The organism is Gemmatimonadota bacterium (assembly GCA_016719105.1).
Lineage (GTDB): Bacteria > Gemmatimonadota > Gemmatimonadetes > Gemmatimonadales > Gemmatimonadaceae > SCN-70-22.
In genome coordinates, this window is the sequence record JADKAQ010000017.1 from 59,651 (window position 1) to 79,049 (window position 19,399).

Consider the following 19,399-nt stretch of genomic DNA (forward strand, 5'->3'; position numbering starts at 1 on the left):
TGGACCGAGACCGGGCGCCCCGAGTCAACGTCCGGGCCGGGAGGGATCCTCGGTCAGAAAGTCCCCCACGACCTGCTGAAAGCGGACAGGCTCCTCGAGGAACGGCCAGTGCCCACTCTGCAGGAAGGCGACCGGAGTGCAGCGCGGGAGCACGGCACACATCGCCTTGGCCGTCGGCTCCCCCGTGTAGTCGGTGTCGGCGGCGCCATACAGCACGAGGGTCGGGATGTCGAGACGGCCCAGCGCGTCCTCCTGCGCGTCACCCACGAGCGAGAGCGAGATCGCGTGCCACGCCGCAAACCGCACCGTCCCGGTGCTGTCCAGGAGCGCGCCCTTCTTGGGGTCGAACAGTCGCGCGAGGTTGCCGGCGGTATCGGACGTGGTGAACCAGCGATCGGCGTCATCTCCCGTGCCTTTGGGGAAACCGAGGGCGGTGGAGAGCAGGGCCGGGCCCAGCCATCGCCACACGAAGCGATTCGTCATCCCGTTGTTGAGGCGAATCCCGCCGACGATCACGAGCTTGTCGACGTGCGACGCGTAGCGCAGGGCATAGCGCTGCACGAGCGCACTGCCGAAGGAATGCCCGAGCAGGACGACCTTGTCGGCCTTCACCACGTCGCGTCGCAACGCCTCCAGCTCCTCGACGAGGCTATCGATGACGAAGTCCTGGAGGCGATCCTTGCTCTGCGAGTTTCCCGATCCGCGCTGGTCGTAATAGACGAGGCGGCGCTGGGTGCCGAGAAAGTCGAGGCTCCGCCGAAAGGAGAGGCTCGAATGGCCGGGGCCCCCGTGCACGGCAATCACCGGCGGGCGCGTCGTATCGCTCCCCACCTCGCGAACGAGCAGCTGGTAGCCGTTCACCGTCACCGGCGTGCCGCAGTCCAGGCAGGGGCGATCGGCGGGGCGCACGCGGTGGTACGCCCGGTACGCGACGACCGCATAGCCGGCCGCGGCCAGCGAGAGCCCGACGACGACTGTCGCCAGCAGGCGCAGGAGGCGCCTAACGGTGTTCGGGCGGGCGGCGGTGGTGGCGGCTGGCGGGATGGGCATGACGGCAGGACGAAGAGGACGGGATCATCGTGCGGCGGACGGCGTGGGGGAAGGGGGTGGTCGACACCGACAGCCGCGATTCGCCGTACGGCTCCGGATCCGGAGGCGCGCGCCCTTCCCGGCCGTGCGCTCCCGCGTGCATTCTCCACCGTCGCCGGGGGCCACCGGCGTGTCCACCCACCTCGAGGTCTCGATGCGTCATCGGTTTTCCCTCGTCGCCGCCGGCGCCGTCCTGCTCGCCGCCTGCAGCGCCCCCGCCCCCGTTCCCTCATCCGCCGAGCCTAACGACGACGCGGCCGTGGGCCGCGTGACCGCGGGGCTCCGTTCGCAGCTGACGGTCAAGGGGGCGCCGGCGATCACGTACACGCTCGCCGAGCGCATGGCGCATCACAAGGTCCCCGGCGTCTCCATTGCCGTGGTCGACAACGGGCGCATCGTGTGGGCGCGCGGGTACGGGCTCAAGGCGCTGGGGACGGCCGACTCCGTGGATGCGAACACGCTCTTCCAGGCGGCGTCGATCAGCAAGCCGGTGGCGGCGAGCGGGATGTTGCGGCTGGTGGAGGAGGGGAAGCTCGCGCTCGACACACCGGTCAACGACTACCTCAAGAGCTGGAAGCTCCCCGAGAACCCGTTCACCGCGAAGGAGAAGGTCACGCTGCGGCGCATCGCCTCGCATAACGCGGGGCTGACGGTGCACGGCTTTCCGGGTTACGCGGCGACCGACTCCGTCCCCACGGTGCCGCAGCTGCTGGACGGCACCAAGCCGGCCAATACCGCGGCGGTGCGTGTCGACACCTTCCCCGGCGCGATCTCCCGCTACTCGGGGGGCGGCATCACCATCGAGCAGCTCGTGATGACCGACGTGACGGGCGAGCCGTTCCCCGCGCTGCTCAAGCGCCTCGTCCTCGACCCGGTCGGGATGACCAACAGCGGCTACGACCAGCCGCTCTCGGCGGCCCGGGCGCCGCAGGCGGCCGCGGGGTATCGCCCCGACGGCAAGATGGTCGAGGGACGGTGGCACACCTACCCCGAGATGGCGGCTGCCGGGCTTTGGACCACCCCGAGCGACCTGATGAAGTGGTCGATCGAGATCGCTGCGGCACGCGCCGGCACGTCGACCAAGGTGCTGTCGCAGAAGATGGCGACCGAGATGCTGACGTCGCAGAAGGAGGCGTTTGGCCTGGGCCCCGCCCTCGGTGGCAAGGGGGCCGGCTTCAACTTCGGGCACGGCGGCGCCAACGAGGGCTACCGGGCGCAGATGACGTACTTCCCGGAGTTAGGGAAGGGGGCGGCGGTCATGACCAACAGCGACAATGGGTCGGCGCTGGCGCAGGAGATCCTCTTCGCCATCGCGGCCGAGTACAAGTGGGCCGACTTCGGGCCGCGGGAGATCGCCCCGATCGCTGTGGACTCGACGGCGCTCCAGGCGTTCGTCGGCTCGTTCGCGGTCGACGCCCCCTTCAAGGTGCGCGCCTCGGTGGTGCGCGTGGGGGGGAAGCTCTACCTCGAGGAGCCGCAGTTCATCCCGCGCACCGAGGTGCTCTTCCTGGCGCCCAACAAGGCCATCGCCCTCGAATCGGGGATGGAGTTCAGCTTCGGTACCGATGCCAAGGGGAGCGTGGACCGTATCGAGATTCCTGGCGTGCCCCCACTCAAGCGTTCCCGATAGGACGCGTCCGCCGATGGCACCGGGATCGTGTGGTCGCGCGCCCTAGGGCGAGAAGGCGACCACCTTTCCCGGGTTCATCAGGTTGCCGGGGTCGAGCGCCCGCTTGATCGCCCGCATGGCGGGGAGGAGGTCGCCGTGCTCCTTGGCCAGCGACCCCATCTTCCCCACGCCGACGCCGTGCTCACCGGTGCACGTGCCGCCGCAGGCGATGGCACGTGCCACCAGTCGGTCGTTGGCGTCGCGCGCCACGGCGACCGTCGACTCGTCGTTAGGGTCGACGAGCATGAGGAGATGGAAGTTGCCGTCGCCCACGTGCCCCACGAGCGGCGCGACGATCCCCAGCGCTTCGATGTCCGCCCGCGTCTCGCGGATGACCGCTGCCAGGTGCGATACCGGGACGCAGACGTCGGTCGTCCACGCGCGAAAGCCGGGACGCATCGCCAGCCCGGCGTAGTAGACCTTGTGCCGCGCCTCCCACAACCGGGTCCGGGCATCCTCGGTCGTCGCCGAATCGTGCACGCGGCCGGCATGATGGGCGATGATCTCGTGCACGGCCTCCAACTGCTCGGCGATCGCCGCCGCGGAGTAGGCGTGCAGCTCGAGGAAGACCATCGGGCACTCGGGATATCCGAGTCCGCTCAGCTGGTTCACCGCCCGCACCGTCATGGCGTCGAGCAACTCGATGCGCGCCAGCGGGACGCCGCACTGCAGGAGGGCCACCACGGCATGCACCGCGTCGTCGATCGACGCGAAGGCGCAGACGGCGGCGGCGATGGCGTCGGGGACGGGATGCAGGCGCAGCGTCACCTCGGTGATCACGCCTAACGTCCCCTCGCTCCCCACCATGAGGCGGGTGAGGTCGTAGCCGGCCGATGACTTGCGCGCGCGCCCCCCGGTGCGCACCACACTGCCGTCGGCCATCACGACGGTGAGCCCGAGGACGTTCTCGCGCATCGTCCCATAGCGCACCGAGGTCGTCCCCGAGGCGCCGGTGGCCGTCATCCCGCCGATCGTGGCGTCGGCCCCCGGGTCGACAAAGAAGGTCGCCCCGGTCCCCGCCAGCGCTTTCGTCAGCTGCAAACGCGTGACTCCTGCCTGCACCGTCACGTCCATGTCCTCGACGCTGGTGCGCAGGATGCGGTTCATGCGCGAGAGGTCGACCGTCACCCCGCCTTCCACCGCCGCCACATGTCCCTCGAGCGACGAGCCGGCGCCGTACGCGATGACGGGGGCGTCGTGCTCGGCACAGGCACGGACGATCGCGCTCACCTCGTCGGTGCTCTCGGGGTAGACGACCACGTCGGGGGGCGCTGCGGCGAGGTGCGTTTCCCCGCGGCCGTGCTGCAGCAACTCCGACTCGGCGCGGGTCCAGCGGTCGCCGAGGATGGTCGCGAGGGTGTCGAGCAGGGCGGGAAGGTCGCGCGTGCGGGAGGACATGTCGGGCACGATACGGGACGTCGCGCCGCTGTCAACACGGGCCGTCGCCACGTCCCATGTTACCCAGCGGCCAGCGCGCCAGTGGTTGCGCCGTGCGCCCCTTGGAGTGACAATCGGGGGCCTCGGCGCGCACGCTGCCGCGGCGATCCCCGACGGCGGACGCTCCCGCCTCACCCCACCAGCCGACCTTTTCCCACCGCACCGTATGCGCGCGCTCGCACTGGCCACCCTCCTGCTTGTCTCGCTGGCGCCGCGGTCCGGCGCGCAGGTCACGCGCACCGAGCGCCGGAAGTGGCTCGCTCCGGGGACCAACACCACCGACGATCCGCGCCGCATCCCGGTGCCGCCCAACGACGGCCCGGTGGCGACGCTCGTGCTGCGCGGTGGGCGCGTGTGGGATGGCACCGGAAGCGCCGCACGCGCGGCGACCGTGGTCATCACCGGCAACAAGATCGCCGCCGTCCTTCCCGCCAGCAGCAACTCGTGGCCCCGGGATGCGCGCGTGATCGACGTCGCGGGCAAGACGGTGATGCCCGGGCTCATCGACCTGCACACGCACATCGACTATCGCACGCCCGGCAACTCCGATGCGCGGGCGTGGAGTCGTGCCGACGGGGCGCTGCGTGGCGTGGAACGGCTGCGCTTCTACATCGAGGGGGGGATCACCTCGATTCGTGACACCGGCTCCGACGGCGAGACGCCGTTCCTGCTCAAGGAATGGGTGAACGAAGGACGACTCGCCGGGCCGCGCGTCTTTGCGGCGGGCTCGCTCATCACCGGCAAGGGCGGGCACGGCGCCGAGGTCGACATCGAAAGCGGGATGCCCCTCGCAAGCATTCGTGAGGCGTCGGGACCGCAAGAATGGCGCGAAGCGGTGCGTCAGCAGTTCCGGAAAGGGGCCGACTTCATCAAGCTCTCCAGTCATTTTTCGGAGGAGGAAGTGAAGGCCGCCGTCGACGAGGCGCACTCGCTCGGCATCAAGGTCACCGTCGATGCCGAGACGTTCTACATCGAGCGCGCGGTCCGTGCGGGCGTCGACATGGTCGAGCATCCGCTGCCGCGTACCGACGAGACCATCCGGCTCATGGCCGAGAAGGGGGTCGAGTCGGACCCGACGCTCATCCCCTACACCCTCATCTTTCGCCTGGCGGGGGGCTACTTCGGCAGCACGAGCCGCCGCTTCACCTTCTCCGACTCGGCCAACTTCGCCGTGGTGAAGAAGATGAAGGACGCCGGCGTCAAGCTGGGGATCGGGACCGACCTGGTGTCCGACTGGTATCGCTACCTCCCGTGGCCCTACCACGAGGAGATGCGGCAGTTCGTTAGGCTCGGTTACACCGTCCCCGAGGTGCTGGGCATCGCCACGCGGGTGAACGCCGAGCTGCTCGACATGGGCGACAAGCTGGGGACGCTCGAGGTGGGGAAGCTGGCCGACGTGCTGGTGGTGGCGGGGAATCCCGACGTGACGCTCGACGACATCGCCAAGGTCGACCTGGTGATTCGCGATGGGCGCCTGCAGGTGCAAGGCGGGGCGGTGGTGACGCCGCGGCACGAGCCGGTGCCGCCGCCGCCGGTCAACCGGGCGCCGGGTGGGGATCGACGCGTTCCGTGACGCTCGAGATTCGGGGACTGACAAAGACCTATCCCAACGGGGTCCGCGCCCTCAACGGCATCGACCTGTCGATCGGGAAGGGGCTGTTCGGGCTGCTGGGCCCCAACGGCGCGGGGAAGTCGTCGCTCATGCGAACGCTGGCCACGCTGCAGCTGCCGGACAGCGGATCGATCACCTTCGGGGAGATCGACGTGCTCGCACGCCCCGACGCGCTCCGCCGCGTGCTGGGCTACCTGCCGCAGGAGTTCGGACTCTATCCCAACCTCTCGGCCGAGGTCACGCTCGATCACTTCGCCACGCTGAAGGGGATCGCCGAGCGGGGGGCGCGAAAGGCGCTGGTGGCGCACCTGCTCAACCAGGTGAACCTGTACCAGGTGCGCAAGAAGCATGTCGGGACCTTCTCCGGTGGGATGAAGCAACGGCTCGGCATCGCCATCGCGCTCGCCGGAGGGCCCCAGCTGCTCATCGTCGACGAACCGACGGCGGGACTCGATCCCACGGAGAGCCGGCGCTTTCTCAACCTCATCGCCGAGATCGGCGAGGAGATCGTCGTGATCCTGTCGACGCACATCGTGGAAGATGTGCGCGAGTTGTGTCGGTCGATGGCCATCATCAACCGCGGGCGGGTGGTGCGAGCCGGCGACCCGCGCCAGATCGTGGCCCAGCTGGCCGGGCGCGTCTGGCGCAAGGAGGTGACCAAAGCCGAGTTGCCGGTCGTGCAGGCCACGCATCATGTGATCTCGGCGCAGCTCCTGGCGGGGACACCAGTGGTGCGTGTGTACGCTGAAACCTCGCCGGGCGCCGGCTTCACGGTGGTGGAACCCGACCTCGAGGACGTCTACTTCCACGAACTGAGCCTCGTACAGCGGGAAGCGGCGGCCTAACGTGCTCGCCTCGGTCGCAGCGTTCGAGCTGCACTTTCACCTCACGCGCCCCATCACCTGGTTCTACTTCGTCCTCTTCGTCGCCGAGGGGGTGCTCTTCATGGCGACGGGGATGGAGGTCGTGGCGGGGGGCGGAGTGGGGACGGTCGCGCGCAACGCCCCGTTTGCCATTGCCGCCGCCCTCCTCACCTTCACCGCGCTCAACCAGGTGATCGTGACGGGGCTGGTCGGGACGTCGGTGCTGCGCGACTACCAGTATCGCACGCACGAACTCGTCTTCACCACGCCGATCACGAAGCGCGACTACCTCGGCGGGCGCTTCCTGGGCGCCTTCGCGATCATGGCGCTGGTGCATGTCGGCCTGCCGGTCGGGCTCCTGCTCGGCGCCCTGGTGCCGCGGTCGGGAGGCACGCCGCTCCCGCCAACCGCGTTCCTTCCGTACGTGACGCAGTACGCGCTCCTCGTCCTCCCCACGTTGTTCCTGACGAGTGCGATCTTCTTCGCGGTCGGTGCGCTCACCCGTAGCCTCTTCGCGATCTATACGCAGGGGTTGGTGCTCCTGGTGGTGCAGCTCCTCACGGGCACCCTGCTGTCCAACCTGGACAGCCAGCGCCTCGCCGCGCTCCTCGACCCGTTTGGCGGGCAGGCGTTCAGCCTCCTCACGCGCTACTGGTCGGTGATGGAGAAGGGGAGTCGGCAGATTGCGGCTGACGGGTTCCTGCTCGAGAACCGCCTCGTGTGGATGGGAGTGTCGCTGGCGCTGCTCGGGGCGACCTACGCGGCCTTCCGCTTCCGCGCCGCGCCGGTGGTGCTGGGACGGGCGAAGGCGGCACGTGACGAGGGGGTGACGCCGGCACCAGCGGCGGTCGCCCATCCCGGCCAGCGGTTCGACGGCGCCGTCTGGCGCGCGCAGGTGGCCAGCAGCACGCGCCTCGCCTTCTGGAGCGTGGTGCGACAGCCGACGTTCGCGGCGATCGTGGCCATGGGCATCGTGCTCCTTTTGGTGTCGTCGCGGAACGTGGACGTGCTCTACGCGCAGGTCTCGTGGCCGCTCACCTATACCGTCGTCGAGACGCTGGCCAACAGCTTTCTCCTGCTCTTCATCCTCATTGTCACGCTGTACACGGGCGAGGCGGTGTGGCGCGAGCGACAGCTCAAGGCCGACCAGATTGCCGACGCACTTCCCTCGGGGACGAGCGTGGCGCTGCTCGGAAACCTCGCGGGCCTGGTCCTCGTCGAGGCACTCCTGCTCCTCATCCTTGCGGTCGTCGGGATGTGCATTCAGACGGCGAAGGGATACACCCACTTCGAGCCGGCGCTTTACCTGCGTTACCTCTTCGGCATCACCTTCCCTGCGCTCGTGCAGCTGACGGCGCTCGCCTTCGCCGTGCATGTCGTGGTGAACCAGAAGTACGTTGGCCACGTCGTCATGGTCGCCTTCTGGGGTGGCGGGATCGTCCTGGCGCAGCTGGGTGCGGGACACCCGATGGTCCGCTACGCGCAAGTGCCCGTGTTCCGCTACTCGGACCTGTATCGCTTTGGTCCGTTTGTTGGGGAGCTGACGGTCTCGGCGCTGTACTGGAGCGGCGTTGCCGGCCTGCTGACGGTCGTCGCCTTCCTCCTCTGGGTGCGTGGGACCGAGAGCCGCTGGCGGGTGCGCTGGGAGGACGCGCGGCGGCGGTGGACCGGGAGTGTCGCGACGACGGCCGGCGCTTCGTGCGCCCTCGCCCTGGCCGCGGGTGGGACCTTCTTCTACAACACCAACATCCTCCATCAGTACCGGAGCGCATCCGGCACGCGCGCGGCGCTTGCCGCCTATGAGCGCGCATACAAGCCGCTGGAGCGTCTGGCGCTCCCGCGCCTGGTGGCGGCCGACGTGCGCGCCGACCTCGAGCCGGAGCGCCGGGCCTTTGGCCTGAGCGGGACGTTCACCTTCGTCAACAAGCACCAGCGCCCGCTCGACTCGCTCCTCGTGATGGTCGCGCACCGGGAGCTGCAGGTCGACACGCTGCGGTGGGATCGTCCGGTGACCACGCTGACGACCGACGCGGCGAGCGGCATGCGGGTCGAGCGGCTCGCGACGCCCCTTGCGCCTGGCGACACGATTCGCCTGCGCTATCGCGCCCGCTATGCCCCGCGCGGCTTCACCGGCGACGGTTCCGCACCGGTCATCACGGTCAACGGGACGTACTTTCGGCGCGACTGGTTCCCGGTCCTGGGCTATGCGCCGAGCCTGGAACTGGTGGACGAGGAGGACCGACGAACGGAAGGGCTCCCACCCCGAACCCGGGTCGCCTCGATCGACGACGTCGCAGCGCGCGACAACGCCTACATGTTAGGCGACAACGCCGACTGGATCGCCTTCCGCGCCACGGTCAGCACCGCCCCCGACCAGGTGGCGGTGGCGCCGGGGATGTTCGTCCGCGACTACCAGGAGAACGGGCGTCGGGTGTTCGAGTACGCGATGGACGCGCCGATGTCCAACGACTACGCCATCCTCTCGGCTCGTTATGCAGTGCGGCGCGAGGCGTATCGGGGCGTTGCCCTCGAGGTCCTCTACCATCCCGGTCACGCCTTCAACGTCGACCGGATGATGACGGCGATGAAGGCGTCGCTCGACTACTACACCACGCACTTCGGCCCCTACCAGTTCCGGCAGCTGCGCATCGTCGAGTTCCCACGCTATGCGCAGTACGCGCTGGCCTTGCCGGGGACCATCCCCTTTTCCGAGGCCGCCGGCTTCATCGCACGCCCCGGCGATGGCCCGGACGACCTGGACATGCCGTTCTACGTCACCGCCCACGAGGTAGCGCATCAATGGTGGGGGCACCAGGTGGCGGGGGCCGACGTGCAGGGCTACGCGTGGCTCTCCGAAGGGCTGTCCAACTACTCGGCGCTCACCGTGATGGAAAAGCGCTACGGGCGCGAACGCCTGCAGAAGTTCCTCGCCTATGAGCTCGACCAGTACCTGCTGGGACGCGGCGCCGAGCGGAAGGGCGAACTCCCGCTCATGCTCGTCGAGGGGCAACCGTACATCCACTACAACAAGGGATCGCTCGCGCTCTACGCCTATCGAGAGCTGATCGGCGAAGCGGCGATGAACCGGGCGCTCGCGTCGTTTCGCGCGGCCACCGCGTTCAGCGGACCGCCCTATCCGACGAGTCGCGACCTGATACGCGCCCTCGCGGCGGAAACGCCCGACTCGCTGCAGTACGCCAGCACCGACCTGTTCCAGACGATCACGCTGTGGGACAACCGAACCGAAGCCGCCACCGCGCGTCGGCGCGCCGATGGCTTGTACGAGGTGTCCATCACCGTCGGTGCCCGGAAGTTCCGCTCCGATAGCCTGGGGACGGAGCGCGAGATCCCGGTCGGTGATCTCGTCGACATCGGCGTGTTTGGTGACCCGACGCCGGGCAACCGGCTCGGCGCACCGCTCCACGTGCAGAAGGCGTGGCTGCGGCGCGCGGATACGACGTACACCGTGGTCGTGCGCGCGCGTCCGGTGCGCGCGGGGATCGATCCGTACAACGTGCTCATCGACCGCAATCGGCGGGACAACGTGAAGACGGTGACGGTCGTCGCCGCTCCCGCCCGGCGCGCGCCGTAGCCGCCGACCGGCGCTGCTCGGTCAGTCGCGCGAAAAGACCCGCCGCACGTCGTCACCGACGCGCGTCACCTTCCCTGTGGTGCGAGAGATGGGGCACCAGAGCGTGCGCGTGCGCGCCAGCACGCGCCGGTCGCTGGCGCGCAGGATCTCCACGAAGCGCTCGAAGCGCACGCTCTCCGCCTGCCCCACCCAGGTCGACGCGACGATCGCGTCGCCGGGGAGCGCGGGGTGCTTGTAGTCGATCTCGTGCCGCAGCGCGACCCAGGCAAACGCCTCCTGCTGCTCGGGCGTCGCCAACGCGCGCCAGTGCGCGGTGGCCACGTCCTGCGCCCAGCGGAGGTAGACGACGTTGTTCACGTGCCCCAACTCGTCGATGTCGTCGGGGGTGATCGCCAGCGGAAGCTCGTAGCGGTCGATCGGATCGGGCGTGGCGGAGGACGACATGGACGCTGGGGCAGGTGTAGCGCAGAGGGCCTGATGGAAACAACGTCGCGTCCGCGGCAGGTCAACCGTGATCGTCGGCGAAGATCCGCGCGGTTGTTCCCGATCGGCCGCCGCGCTAACGTCGTGCCACCTCGCATCTCGCCCCTCGCCCTCCCCGCGCCGACCCTCGTGATGTCCATGCGTCGCCTTCGCGCCCTCAGACCGTCGCTCGCCGCCCTCGCGCTTCTCGCCGCGCTGGTCGCGCGACCGCTCGCGGCTCAATCCACCAAGCGAGGGAGCGCTCCCGCCCCCTTCTCCGTGGTCGAGGCGACGATCCCCGAGATGCGCGCCGCCCTCGCGTCGGGGCGCATCACCTCGCGGCAGCTCGTGCAACAGTATCTCACCCGCATCGCGCTCTACGAGGACCGGCTCAACGCGATCATCTCGATGAATCCCAACGCGCTGGCGGAGGCCGACGCGCGCGATCGCGAGCGCGCACAAGGGAAGGCACTCGGCCCGCTGCACGGCATCCCGGTCGCGCTCAAGGACAACATCAACACGGTCGACATGCCGACCACCGGCGGAGCGCTCGCCTTTGCCGACCTGTATCCGCCGTACGACGCGACGCTCACGAAGAACCTCCGCGACGCGGGCGCCATCATCCTTGCCAAGACGCAGCTGACGGAGCTCGCCAACTGGATCGCCAGCGGGATGCCGGGGAACTACAACGGGCTCAATGGTTACGGGATGAACCCGTGGGACCCGCGGCGCGACCCGCGCGATGCCAACTTCGACGGGCGCCCGGTCCTGAACACCGGCGGCTCCTCGTCAGGCGTCGGGACCAGCGTCTCGTTCTGGGCGGGCAACGTCGGCACCGAGACGTCGGGATCGATCCTCTCGCCGGCGCAGCAGAACATGCTCGTGGGGATCAAGCCCACGGTGGGGCGCGTGAGCCGCTGGGGGGTCATCCCGATCACCGCCGACCAGGACACCCCGGGGCCGATGACGCGCACCGTCACCGACGCCGCCATCATGCTCGGCGCCATGGAAGGAGCGGCGCCGGACCCTAACGACGCGGCAACCAAGGCCTGCCCGCCCCCCGCCGGGCGCGACTACACGAAGTTCCTCAACGCCAAGGGGCTCGCGGGCGCCCGCATCGGCATCCCGCGCGCCTTCTTCTACGACCGCCTCGCCCTCCCCGGGAGCAGCAACCCGCGTGGCGGGATCAACGACGCCCAGCGCGCGGCGATGACCGAGGTGATCGCCGTCCTCAAGGCGCAGGGGGCCGAGGTCGTCGACCCGGCGGACATCCCCAGCGTGGTCGACACGGTCGCCAGCCACAACTTCCTCAACTGGAACACCTGCGGGGGGCTCGACAACGCCAAGGGGCGCGACGCCGACTGCTCCATCGGCTTCAAGTACGGGATGAAGCGCGACTTCAATGCCTGGCTCAAGTCGTTAGGTGACAAGGCGCCGGTCCCGTCGCTCACCGCGCTGCGCCAGTGGAACATCGCCCACCAGCGGGCCGGCGCCATCAAGTATGGCCAGGCGCTGCTCGACATCTCCGACGAGATGGACCTGCAGGGCGACCGCGCGCGCTACCAGGCCGACCGTCGCAAGGACATCCTCCTCTCCGCCACCAACGGGATCGATGCCGCGATGAAGGCCAACCGCCTCGACGCGCTCCTCTTTCCCGGCGTGAGCAGCGCGGGCATCGCCGCCCGCCCGGGCTACCCGTCGATCACGGTTCCCTTCGCGCTTCTCCCCGTGACCCCGGGCGCCCCCGGCGGCTTTGGCGGCGGCGCGTTCCCCGCGGGCTTCGAGCCCAAGCCGGCCCCGTACGGCGTCACCTTCACCGCCGGAGCCTGTGCCGAGCCGAAGCTGATCGAGCTCGCGTACGCCTTCGAGCAGGCCACGAAGCGGCGCAGGTCGCCGCCGCAGTTCCCGTAAGAGGCGCGCCTAGTCGCCGCTCGGCGCAGGCGACGGTGCAGCTGGCGGTGACGCGGGCGGCGTCGCGTGCCCATGGCCGGCGCGCCGGAACCGCCCCAGCAGTGACGACCGCCAATGCTCCATGATCTCGTACACCGTCGGGATCACGACCAGCGTCAGGACGGTCGAGGCGATCACCCCGCCGATCACCGCCCGCCCCAGCGGCGCGCGGAAGTCGGCCCCCTCGCCGATGCCTAACGCCACCGGGATCATCCCGGCAATCAGCGCCAGCGTCGTCATCATGATCGGGCGCAGGCGGATGCGCCCGGCCTTGATGAGCGCGTCGCGCACGCTCAACCCGCCGTCGCGATGCGCCCACTTGGCAAAGTCGATGAGGAGGATCGCGTTCTTCGCCACCAACCCCATCAGCATCATCACCCCGATCAGGCTCATCACGTTGAGCGTGTCGCCGGTGAGCAGGAGCGCCAGCACCACCCCAATCAGTGAGAGCGGAAGCGAGAGCAGGATCACCAGCGGGTCGAGGAAGCTCCCGAACTGCACCACGAGGATGAGGTACATCAGCATCACGGCGATGCCGAGCGCGGTGATGATCGCGCTGAACATCTCGTTCTGGCTCTCGACCTGCCCCCGCTTCGCTGATGCGGTAGCCGGGCGGGAGCGGGATCGACGTCACCCGGCGCATCACGTCGGCCGCCACGTTCCCCATCGAGGCGCCGAGCACGTTGGCGCCCACCGTCACCACGCGTCGCCGCTGGTAGTGGTCGATGCGCGCCGGGCTCATCCCCGCCGTCACGGTGGCCACCTGCGACAGCGGGACGTACGGCATCGCTCCGTTCGCCCCGGGACGCTGCCCGGTGAGCATGATCGGGAGTTGCGCGACGTCGGCGGCGCGCGACCGCGCATCCGGCGCCAGGCGCACGCGCACGTAGCGCGAGATCCCCGACGGATCGACCCACGTCCCCGCGTCGACCCCGGCGAAGGCGAACCGCAGCGACGTGGCCAGCTGCCCCACGCTCACGCCGAGCGACGACGCGAGCGCCCGGTTCACGCGGATCGCCAGCTCGGGGGTCTGTCCCCGGGTCGAGAGCCCGACGTCGACCGCGCCGGGGACGACGCGCACCGAGTCGGCGACTCGCTCGGCGATCGTGGCAAGCTGCTGCGCATCGGGGCCCTGCACCTCGAGTTGCATCTGCTTCTGGTTGCCGGCCAGGCTGCCAGCATCGTACGTGTAGGCCACCGCCCCCGAGATGCTGGCCACCTCGCGGCGGATCACCTGCCCGAAGTCGAGCTGCGAGATGTTGCGTTGCTGCTTGGGGACCATGCGCACATAGACCGTCGCTTCGTCGACGGCCCCCGATCCGCTCGAGCTGCCTACGGTCGTGTAGGTGTACGCCACCACGCCCGTGTGCGCGCGGATCTGGCGCGCGACTTCCTCGGCCTTGAGTGTGGTGTACTCCAGCGACGACCCGGGCGGCGTCTCGATCGAGACGTTCAGCTCGCCGTTGTCCATGACCGGCTGGAAGCCGAACCCCCCAAAGGCCACCTGCAGCCAAAGCGCGAGCACCAGCGTGGTCGTGGCGATGCCGATCATCCACCAGCGGTGGTCGAGCGCCCAGGCGATGATCTTCTCGTAGCGCTCGGCCTGTCGGTCGAACCAGACGTTGAATCGGTCCAGCGCGCGGGCGATCGGGTTGCGACGCTCGTGCGCCTCGAGCTGCGGATCGGGCCAGTAGGCCGACAGCATCGGGTCGAGCGAGAACGAGACGAAGAGCGAGACGAGCACCGCGCTGGCGATCGTCAGGGCGAACGGCTTGAAGAGCTGACCGGCGATCCCCGGCATGAAGCCGACCGGGACGAAGACCGCCACGATGGAGAAGGTGGTCGCCGCCACCGCGAGCCCGATCTCATCGGTCCCTTCGTGCGACGCCGTCACGTGGTCTTTTCCCATCTCGACGTGTCGCACGATGTTCTCGCGCACGACGATCGCGTCGTCGATGAGGATGCCGATGGCCAGCGAGAGCCCCATCAACGACATCACGTTGAGCGAGAAGCCGAAGAGCAGGAGCGGGGCGAAGGCCGTCAGCACCGACACCGGGAGTGCGAGCCCCGTGATGACCGTCGAGCGCCACGAATTGAGGAAGAGGAAGACCACGAGCACCGTCAGCAGCGCCCCCTCGAACAGCGTCTCCTGCACGTTGCTCACCGAACGGCGCACGCGCGCCCCACCATCGCGCACGAACTCGATCGACACCCCGGCGGGGAGCGTGGCCTGCAACTCCGCGACGCGCGCACGCACCGCGTCGCCTACGCCGGTGGTGCTCGCCTCGCGCGACTTGATGATGTCGAGCCCGATCGCCGGGACGCCGTTGAACAGCGCGGCCGACGTGGGCTCCGCGGCCCCGGCTTCCACGTCGGCGAGCTGGCCGAGCCTGACGAGTTGCCCCGTGCGTTGCGCGACGACGATGTCGGCAAAGTCCGAGGGCGCCCCCAGGCGGCCGTCCAGGCGAATCACGCGGTTCTCGAGCGCCGCATTCACCCGCCCCACGGGGCGGCGCGATTCTGCGCGCGAATCGTGTTCACCACCTGGTCGATCCCCACCCCGGCCGCGGCCAGGTCGCTCGGGCGCACGTTGATGTTGAGCTGTGCGCTGTCTCCCCCGACGATGGTCACCTGTGCCACGCCAGCGATGGAGCGCAACTCGCCGCCAATCGTCTGGTCGGCCAACTGCGTGAGCTGCGGCGTGGAAAGCGTCCGCGACGTGAGGGCGAGCGACACGATGGGCAGCTGCGTCGGATCGAACCGGTTCATCACCGGCTCGAGGATCTCCTGCGGGAGTTGCGGACGCACCGCCGACATCGCGTCGCGCACGTCCTGCATCGCCTGGTCGATGTCCTTGGAGAAGACGAACTGCACCACGACCTGTCCAAAGCCGTCGGTCGACGTGGAGTTCATCCGGTCGACACCGCTGATCGATGACAGCTTGTCCTCGATGCGCGTGACCACCTCGCGCTCCACCACATCGGGGGCGGCGCCGGGGTAGGGCACGGCGACGAAGACGACGGGCGGCGTCAGCTCCGGAAACTCGTCGGTGCCGAGCCGAAAGAGCGACGCCAGGCCGAAGACCACGAGGGCGATCATCGACACGACGGTGATGATCGGTCGCTTGATCGCGAAATCGGAGATGTACACGGCGTACTGACAGAGGGGTGCGGCGCACCGTGGCGTCGCCGCATGACGTGTGGCCAGAATTCCCGCGTATGCTACTCAGGGACGCACGGCCGGGCGACCATCGGCCCACGGCACGTTCACCCGAGCGCTCGTTCGTCCTGCGTTCGTTGCACCTCCGGCCGCTCGTGGCCTTGCCGGGCGCTCCCGTCTCGGCCGGCTAGCGCTGCGCGGCGATCGCGCTCTCCAGGACGTCGCGCATCTGCTCGCCGTCGAATGGCTTCTCGAGAAAGAGCCAGGGACGCCCGGTGAGCACCAGATCACGCGTGAGCCCCGCCGTTTCGCCCGACATGAGCACGATGGGGAGCGAGGGGACGAGCGCCCGCACGCGACGCGCCAGCTCGGGGCCGTCCAGCGATGGCATGCGGACGTCGGTCAGCAGGACGTCGAAATCGCCTGGCCGCGCGCCCAGCTGCCGCAGAGCCTCGAGTCCGGTGGCGCAGGGGGTGGCGCTCCATCCCAGTCGGGTGAGTTGCCGCACGATCATCTCGCGCACCGCGGCGTCGTCGTCCACCACCAGCACGCGATGCGGGGCCGGCGCCGGCGCCGGCGACGCGGGCGTCACGCGCCCCCCGCGTCCCTCGCGGTTGCGGGGCGAGACGTCGCGCACGATCAGTTCGAGGTATCGGTCGCTTCCCGGGAGTTCCACCCGCGCAGCGGTGAGCGCGAGGTCGCGCCCCGAGTCGCGCACGTAGGCCCGCAGCAGCTGGTCGCAGGCACCGTGAATGTAGGCAGCATCCGCTGGAGCCCCGTCGTACTGCGACAGCAGCGCGGGGAACGACACGCCGGGGCGGACTACGTGCGGGGCCAGGCACCGCTCGGCGGCGGGATTGGCGTGCCGCACCGTCCCGTCCTCGTCCATGAGGACGATCCCGTCAGGTGCACGCTCGACCAGCACGCCGAGGCGCGCGGCCAGCGTTTGCGCCTGCTGGGTCAACTCCAGCATGGCGTGCCGAGCGACGATCACGAGCATCGTGGCCCCGACGCAGGCGAACTCGGTCATGATCACGCCGGCGAGTGAGGTCGCGTCGACGCGGCCGGCGAGCACCGCCGGCCACGGGACCGACGCCGGGATCGCGACCAGGTAGATCACCGCAACGACGACCGCCTCGCGCGTTCCCAGCAGCAAGCACGTCCCGACGACGACGTTGGGGACGAAGACCATCGCCGGATCGAACGCGGCGGGGCCCAGGAACATGTCCAGCACCGTGTCGATCACCACCGCCACGAGGGTCAGTCGCGTGCCCGCAGTCGGGTGCCCGGCGCGCATGAGCCACAGCGACACGAGGCACGTCACGGCACCGACCACGTTGGTGACGCCCAGCGGCACGAGCGGGAGGCGCAGCACCACCTGCATGACGAAGGTCGTCAGGAGGAAGGTGCCAAGGCAGACCCAGGTCGCGATCGGACCGATGGTGGCCGCCAAGCGGGGCGCCTCGGTCGCCGTTAGAATGGGCGAGGCGCCCGTGGGAGAGTTGGGAGGCGGGTTCAACGCGGTAGCAGGAGAGGCGTTGGGGAGGGGCCGCAAACCTGCCGTCGCTTAGCGGTGGTGGCAAGCCCCGGGGCGTGAGGGGCGAGCAAGATGAGTACAAAAGCAGCATTTCGGTGCGTGGTCGTGACGCCGGCGGTTTGGCACAAAGCGTCCCCTCTCTCCGTACACCAAGCGTGCCCATGGCTGACCTGAACACCGAACGTGAGTTCCCCGGCCTCGTGAACGCCTTGGCCGGGGATTACACCATCGTCCGGGAGTTGGGGCGTGGCGGGATGGGGGTCGTCTTCCTCGCGCGCGACGACCGCCTCGACCGCCCGGTCGCCCTCAAGGTCCTCCCCCCGGCGCTCGCCTCCGACCCCACGGTCCGCGAGCGATTTCTGCGCGAGGCACGCACCGCCGCGCAGCTCTCCCATCCCAACATCGTCCCCGTCTACTCGGCCGACGAAGCGGCGGGGTGGGCCTACTTCGCCATGGCCTTCGTCGACGGGGAATCGCTCGGCGAACGAGTCAAGGCGCTGGGGCCGCTCCCGGCCGATGCGGCGGTGCGACTGCTGCGGGACGCGGCCTGGGCCCTCGCCTACGCGCACGCCCGCGGCGTCGTCCATCGCGACGTGAAGCCGGACAACCTCCTGCTCGAACGCGGGACCGATCGGTTGGTCGTCACCGACTTCGGGATCGCACAGGCGCCGGAGGCGTCGCGCCTCACGCAGACCGGGCACGTCATGGGCTCGGTCCACTTCATGAGTCCCGAGCAGGGGGCGGGCGATGCGCTCGACGGGCGCAGCGACCTCTATTCGTTGGGCACCGTCGGCTTCCTCCTGCTCAGCGGGCGGCTCCCGTTCGACCATCAGCAGTCGGCGGCAATCCTGGTGCAGCGCGCCACGCGCGACGCCCCGTCACTGCGCAGTGTGGCTCCCACGGTGGCCGCGCCGATCGCGAAGGTCATCGATCGCTGCCTGGAGCGAGATCCCAGCGCGCGCCCGCCGACCGGCGAGGCGCTGGCCGAGCTGCTCGTGCGGGCGCTGCAGGACGTCGCCACCAGCGATGCGGCATCCCCGTCGCAACCGGTGCTCACCGAGAGCGAAGCCAACCTCGTCTGGCGGCGCGCCGCGCAGCTGCAAGCCGAGGCGGCGTCGCGGCTCGAGTCACGCACGCGCGAGCAGGTGGCGCTGGCCCGCACCGACGGGCGCGATGGCGCCGGGCGCGAGCCGTCCGGCGGCTTCCGCGTCACGGCCGTGCAGGCGGCCGCCGAAGAAGCCGGAATCTCTCGGCAGTTTGTCTCACTCGCCCTCGCCGAGCTGCGGGCCGACACCGGGGCAGGGCAGGGGATGGTGGCGCGGTCCGCCGAACCGTCGGCGATCGTGCGTGCTACGCTGGGTCGCACGCCGCGGACCATCTCCAATTCGCGCGTCTTCGACCATTCGCCGCGTCGCGTGCTGGCCGCCATGGGGATGGCGCTGCAGCGCGCCCCGGCAGGGCTGCGCCTGCGCGAGACGATCGGCGGCCACGCGTTGCATGGTGGGGTGCTCGTCTTCGACATCCAGGGGATGGAGGGGTACACCGCTTCGGGGACGGGGGTGGCGTACGGCAACTACCTGTGGTCGTGGACGCGCTACCAGATGTGGGTCAAGACGCTGCGTGCGCAGCTCGCGCCGGTCGGCGGTGACTCGTCTCGCTGTGAAGTGACGCTCACCATCGAGCCTCCCGAGGGGCGCGCCGGCGCCCTGTGGGAATCGTTCGGCTTCGGGGCCGGGGGCGGGTTGACTGGGGCCATGGCGGGAGCGCTCCTCGCCAAGAAGGCGATCCTCGTGGCGCTCTTCGGGCTGCCGACGGCGCTCCCCCTCCTCGCTGGCGGGGCGGCGCTCGGCGCGCTCGGCAATCGCCTGCTCTACCAGTACGCGATCCGTCAGTCGCGCGAGGAAATGCGCAAGGCGCTCGATGAGATCGGGCTCGAGTTCACGCGGGCGCAGACGTTCGGCGATCCCTTCGGCGACCCGGCGGGGGAGCCGCCACGACTGCGCCGTTAGGCACGCCGCGCGCATGGCGC

Annotated in this window: 10 protein-coding genes and 1 pseudogene; 6 read left to right on the forward strand and 5 right to left on the reverse strand. The window is 69.7% G+C overall.

All coding sequences use genetic code 11. The features are described 5' to 3' along the window. Window positions 1-24: 24 nt before the first annotated feature. Window positions 25-1,050: an alpha/beta fold hydrolase gene (locus tag IPN47_17485; GenBank protein MBK9409799.1), complete on the reverse strand. Its 1,026-nt coding sequence runs from the start codon at window positions 1,048-1,050 to the stop codon at window positions 25-27. A 169-nt stretch (window positions 1,051-1,219) separates the two neighbouring features. Here IPN47_17485 and IPN47_17490 point away from each other — a divergent pair, with 169 nt between their 5' ends. Next, complete coding sequence (locus IPN47_17490) at window positions 1,220-2,719, forward strand: beta-lactamase family protein (GenBank protein MBK9409800.1); 1,500 nt, start codon at window positions 1,220-1,222, stop codon at window positions 2,717-2,719. Between the two features lie 42 nt (window positions 2,720-2,761). On the opposite strand, the gene IPN47_17495 is transcribed toward IPN47_17490, so the two are convergent. Next, window positions 2,762-4,156 (reverse strand): FAD-binding protein, encoded by a 1,395-nt coding sequence (locus IPN47_17495; protein ID MBK9409801.1) that lies wholly within the window; start codon window positions 4,154-4,156, stop codon window positions 2,762-2,764. A gap of 205 nt (window positions 4,157-4,361) precedes the next feature. Between IPN47_17495 and IPN47_17500 the strand changes: the two genes are divergently transcribed. The 3 genes from IPN47_17500 to IPN47_17510 are packed head-to-tail and all read left to right on the forward strand — an operon-like array spanning window position 4,362 to window position 10,262. Then, window positions 4,362-5,768, forward strand: coding sequence for an amidohydrolase family protein (locus IPN47_17500; GenBank protein ID MBK9409802.1), 1,407 nt, complete (start codon window positions 4,362-4,364; stop codon window positions 5,766-5,768). Further along, complete coding sequence (locus IPN47_17505; GenBank protein ID MBK9409803.1) at window positions 5,765-6,652, forward strand: ABC transporter ATP-binding protein; 888 nt, start codon at window positions 5,765-5,767, stop codon at window positions 6,650-6,652. The genes IPN47_17500 and IPN47_17505 overlap by 4 nt, the downstream gene beginning before the upstream one ends. A 1-nt stretch (window position 6,653) precedes the next feature. Beyond that, entirely contained in the window at window positions 6,654-10,262 is a 3,609-nt protein-coding gene (locus IPN47_17510; GenBank protein ID MBK9409804.1) for a hypothetical protein, read from the forward strand. Between the two features lie 21 nt (window positions 10,263-10,283). Here IPN47_17510 and IPN47_17515 read toward each other — a convergent pair whose 3' ends face one another. Next, window positions 10,284-10,706: an acyl-CoA thioesterase gene (locus tag IPN47_17515; protein ID MBK9409805.1), complete on the reverse strand. Its 423-nt coding sequence runs from the start codon at window positions 10,704-10,706 to the stop codon at window positions 10,284-10,286. A gap of 177 nt (window positions 10,707-10,883) precedes the next feature. Between IPN47_17515 and IPN47_17520 the strand changes: the two genes are divergently transcribed. Then, complete coding sequence (locus tag IPN47_17520; GenBank protein ID MBK9409806.1) at window positions 10,884-12,635, forward strand: amidase; 1,752 nt, start codon at window positions 10,884-10,886, stop codon at window positions 12,633-12,635. A gap of 9 nt (window positions 12,636-12,644) precedes the next feature. Here IPN47_17520 and IPN47_17525 read toward each other — a convergent pair. Continuing rightward, a pseudogene (locus tag IPN47_17525) lies at window positions 12,645-15,824 on the reverse strand (efflux RND transporter permease subunit). A gap of 196 nt (window positions 15,825-16,020) precedes the next feature. Beyond that, window positions 16,021-17,286 carry a response regulator gene (locus tag IPN47_17530; GenBank protein ID MBK9409807.1) on the reverse strand — a complete coding sequence of 422 codons (1,266 nt, stop codon included), beginning with the start codon at window positions 17,284-17,286 and terminating at the stop codon, window positions 16,021-16,023. A 245-nt stretch (window positions 17,287-17,531) separates the two neighbouring features. Here IPN47_17530 and IPN47_17535 point away from each other — a divergent pair, with 245 nt between their 5' ends. Further along, entirely contained in the window at window positions 17,532-19,379 is a 1,848-nt protein-coding gene (locus IPN47_17535; protein ID MBK9409808.1) for a serine/threonine protein kinase, read from the forward strand. The last annotated feature ends 20 nt before the right edge of the window (window positions 19,380-19,399 follow it).

Bases quoted from the DNA above. Each gene is read 5' to 3' on its own strand.
- IPN47_17485 (MBK9409799.1), bottom strand. From the start codon at position 1,050: ATGCCCATCCCGCCAGCCGCCACCACCGCCGCCCGCCCGAACACCGTT.
- IPN47_17495 (MBK9409801.1), bottom strand. From the start codon at position 4,156: ATGTCCTCCCGCACGCGCGACCTTCCCGCCCTGCTCGACACCCTCGCG.
- IPN47_17500 (MBK9409802.1), top strand. From the start codon at position 4,362: ATGCGCGCGCTCGCACTGGCCACCCTCCTGCTTGTCTCGCTGGCGCCG.
- IPN47_17515 (MBK9409805.1), bottom strand. From the start codon at position 10,706: ATGTCGTCCTCCGCCACGCCCGATCCGATCGACCGCTACGAGCTTCCG.
- IPN47_17520 (MBK9409806.1), top strand. From the start codon at position 10,884: ATGCGTCGCCTTCGCGCCCTCAGACCGTCGCTCGCCGCCCTCGCGCTT.
- IPN47_17535 (MBK9409808.1), top strand. From the start codon at position 17,532: ATGGCTGACCTGAACACCGAACGTGAGTTCCCCGGCCTCGTGAACGCC.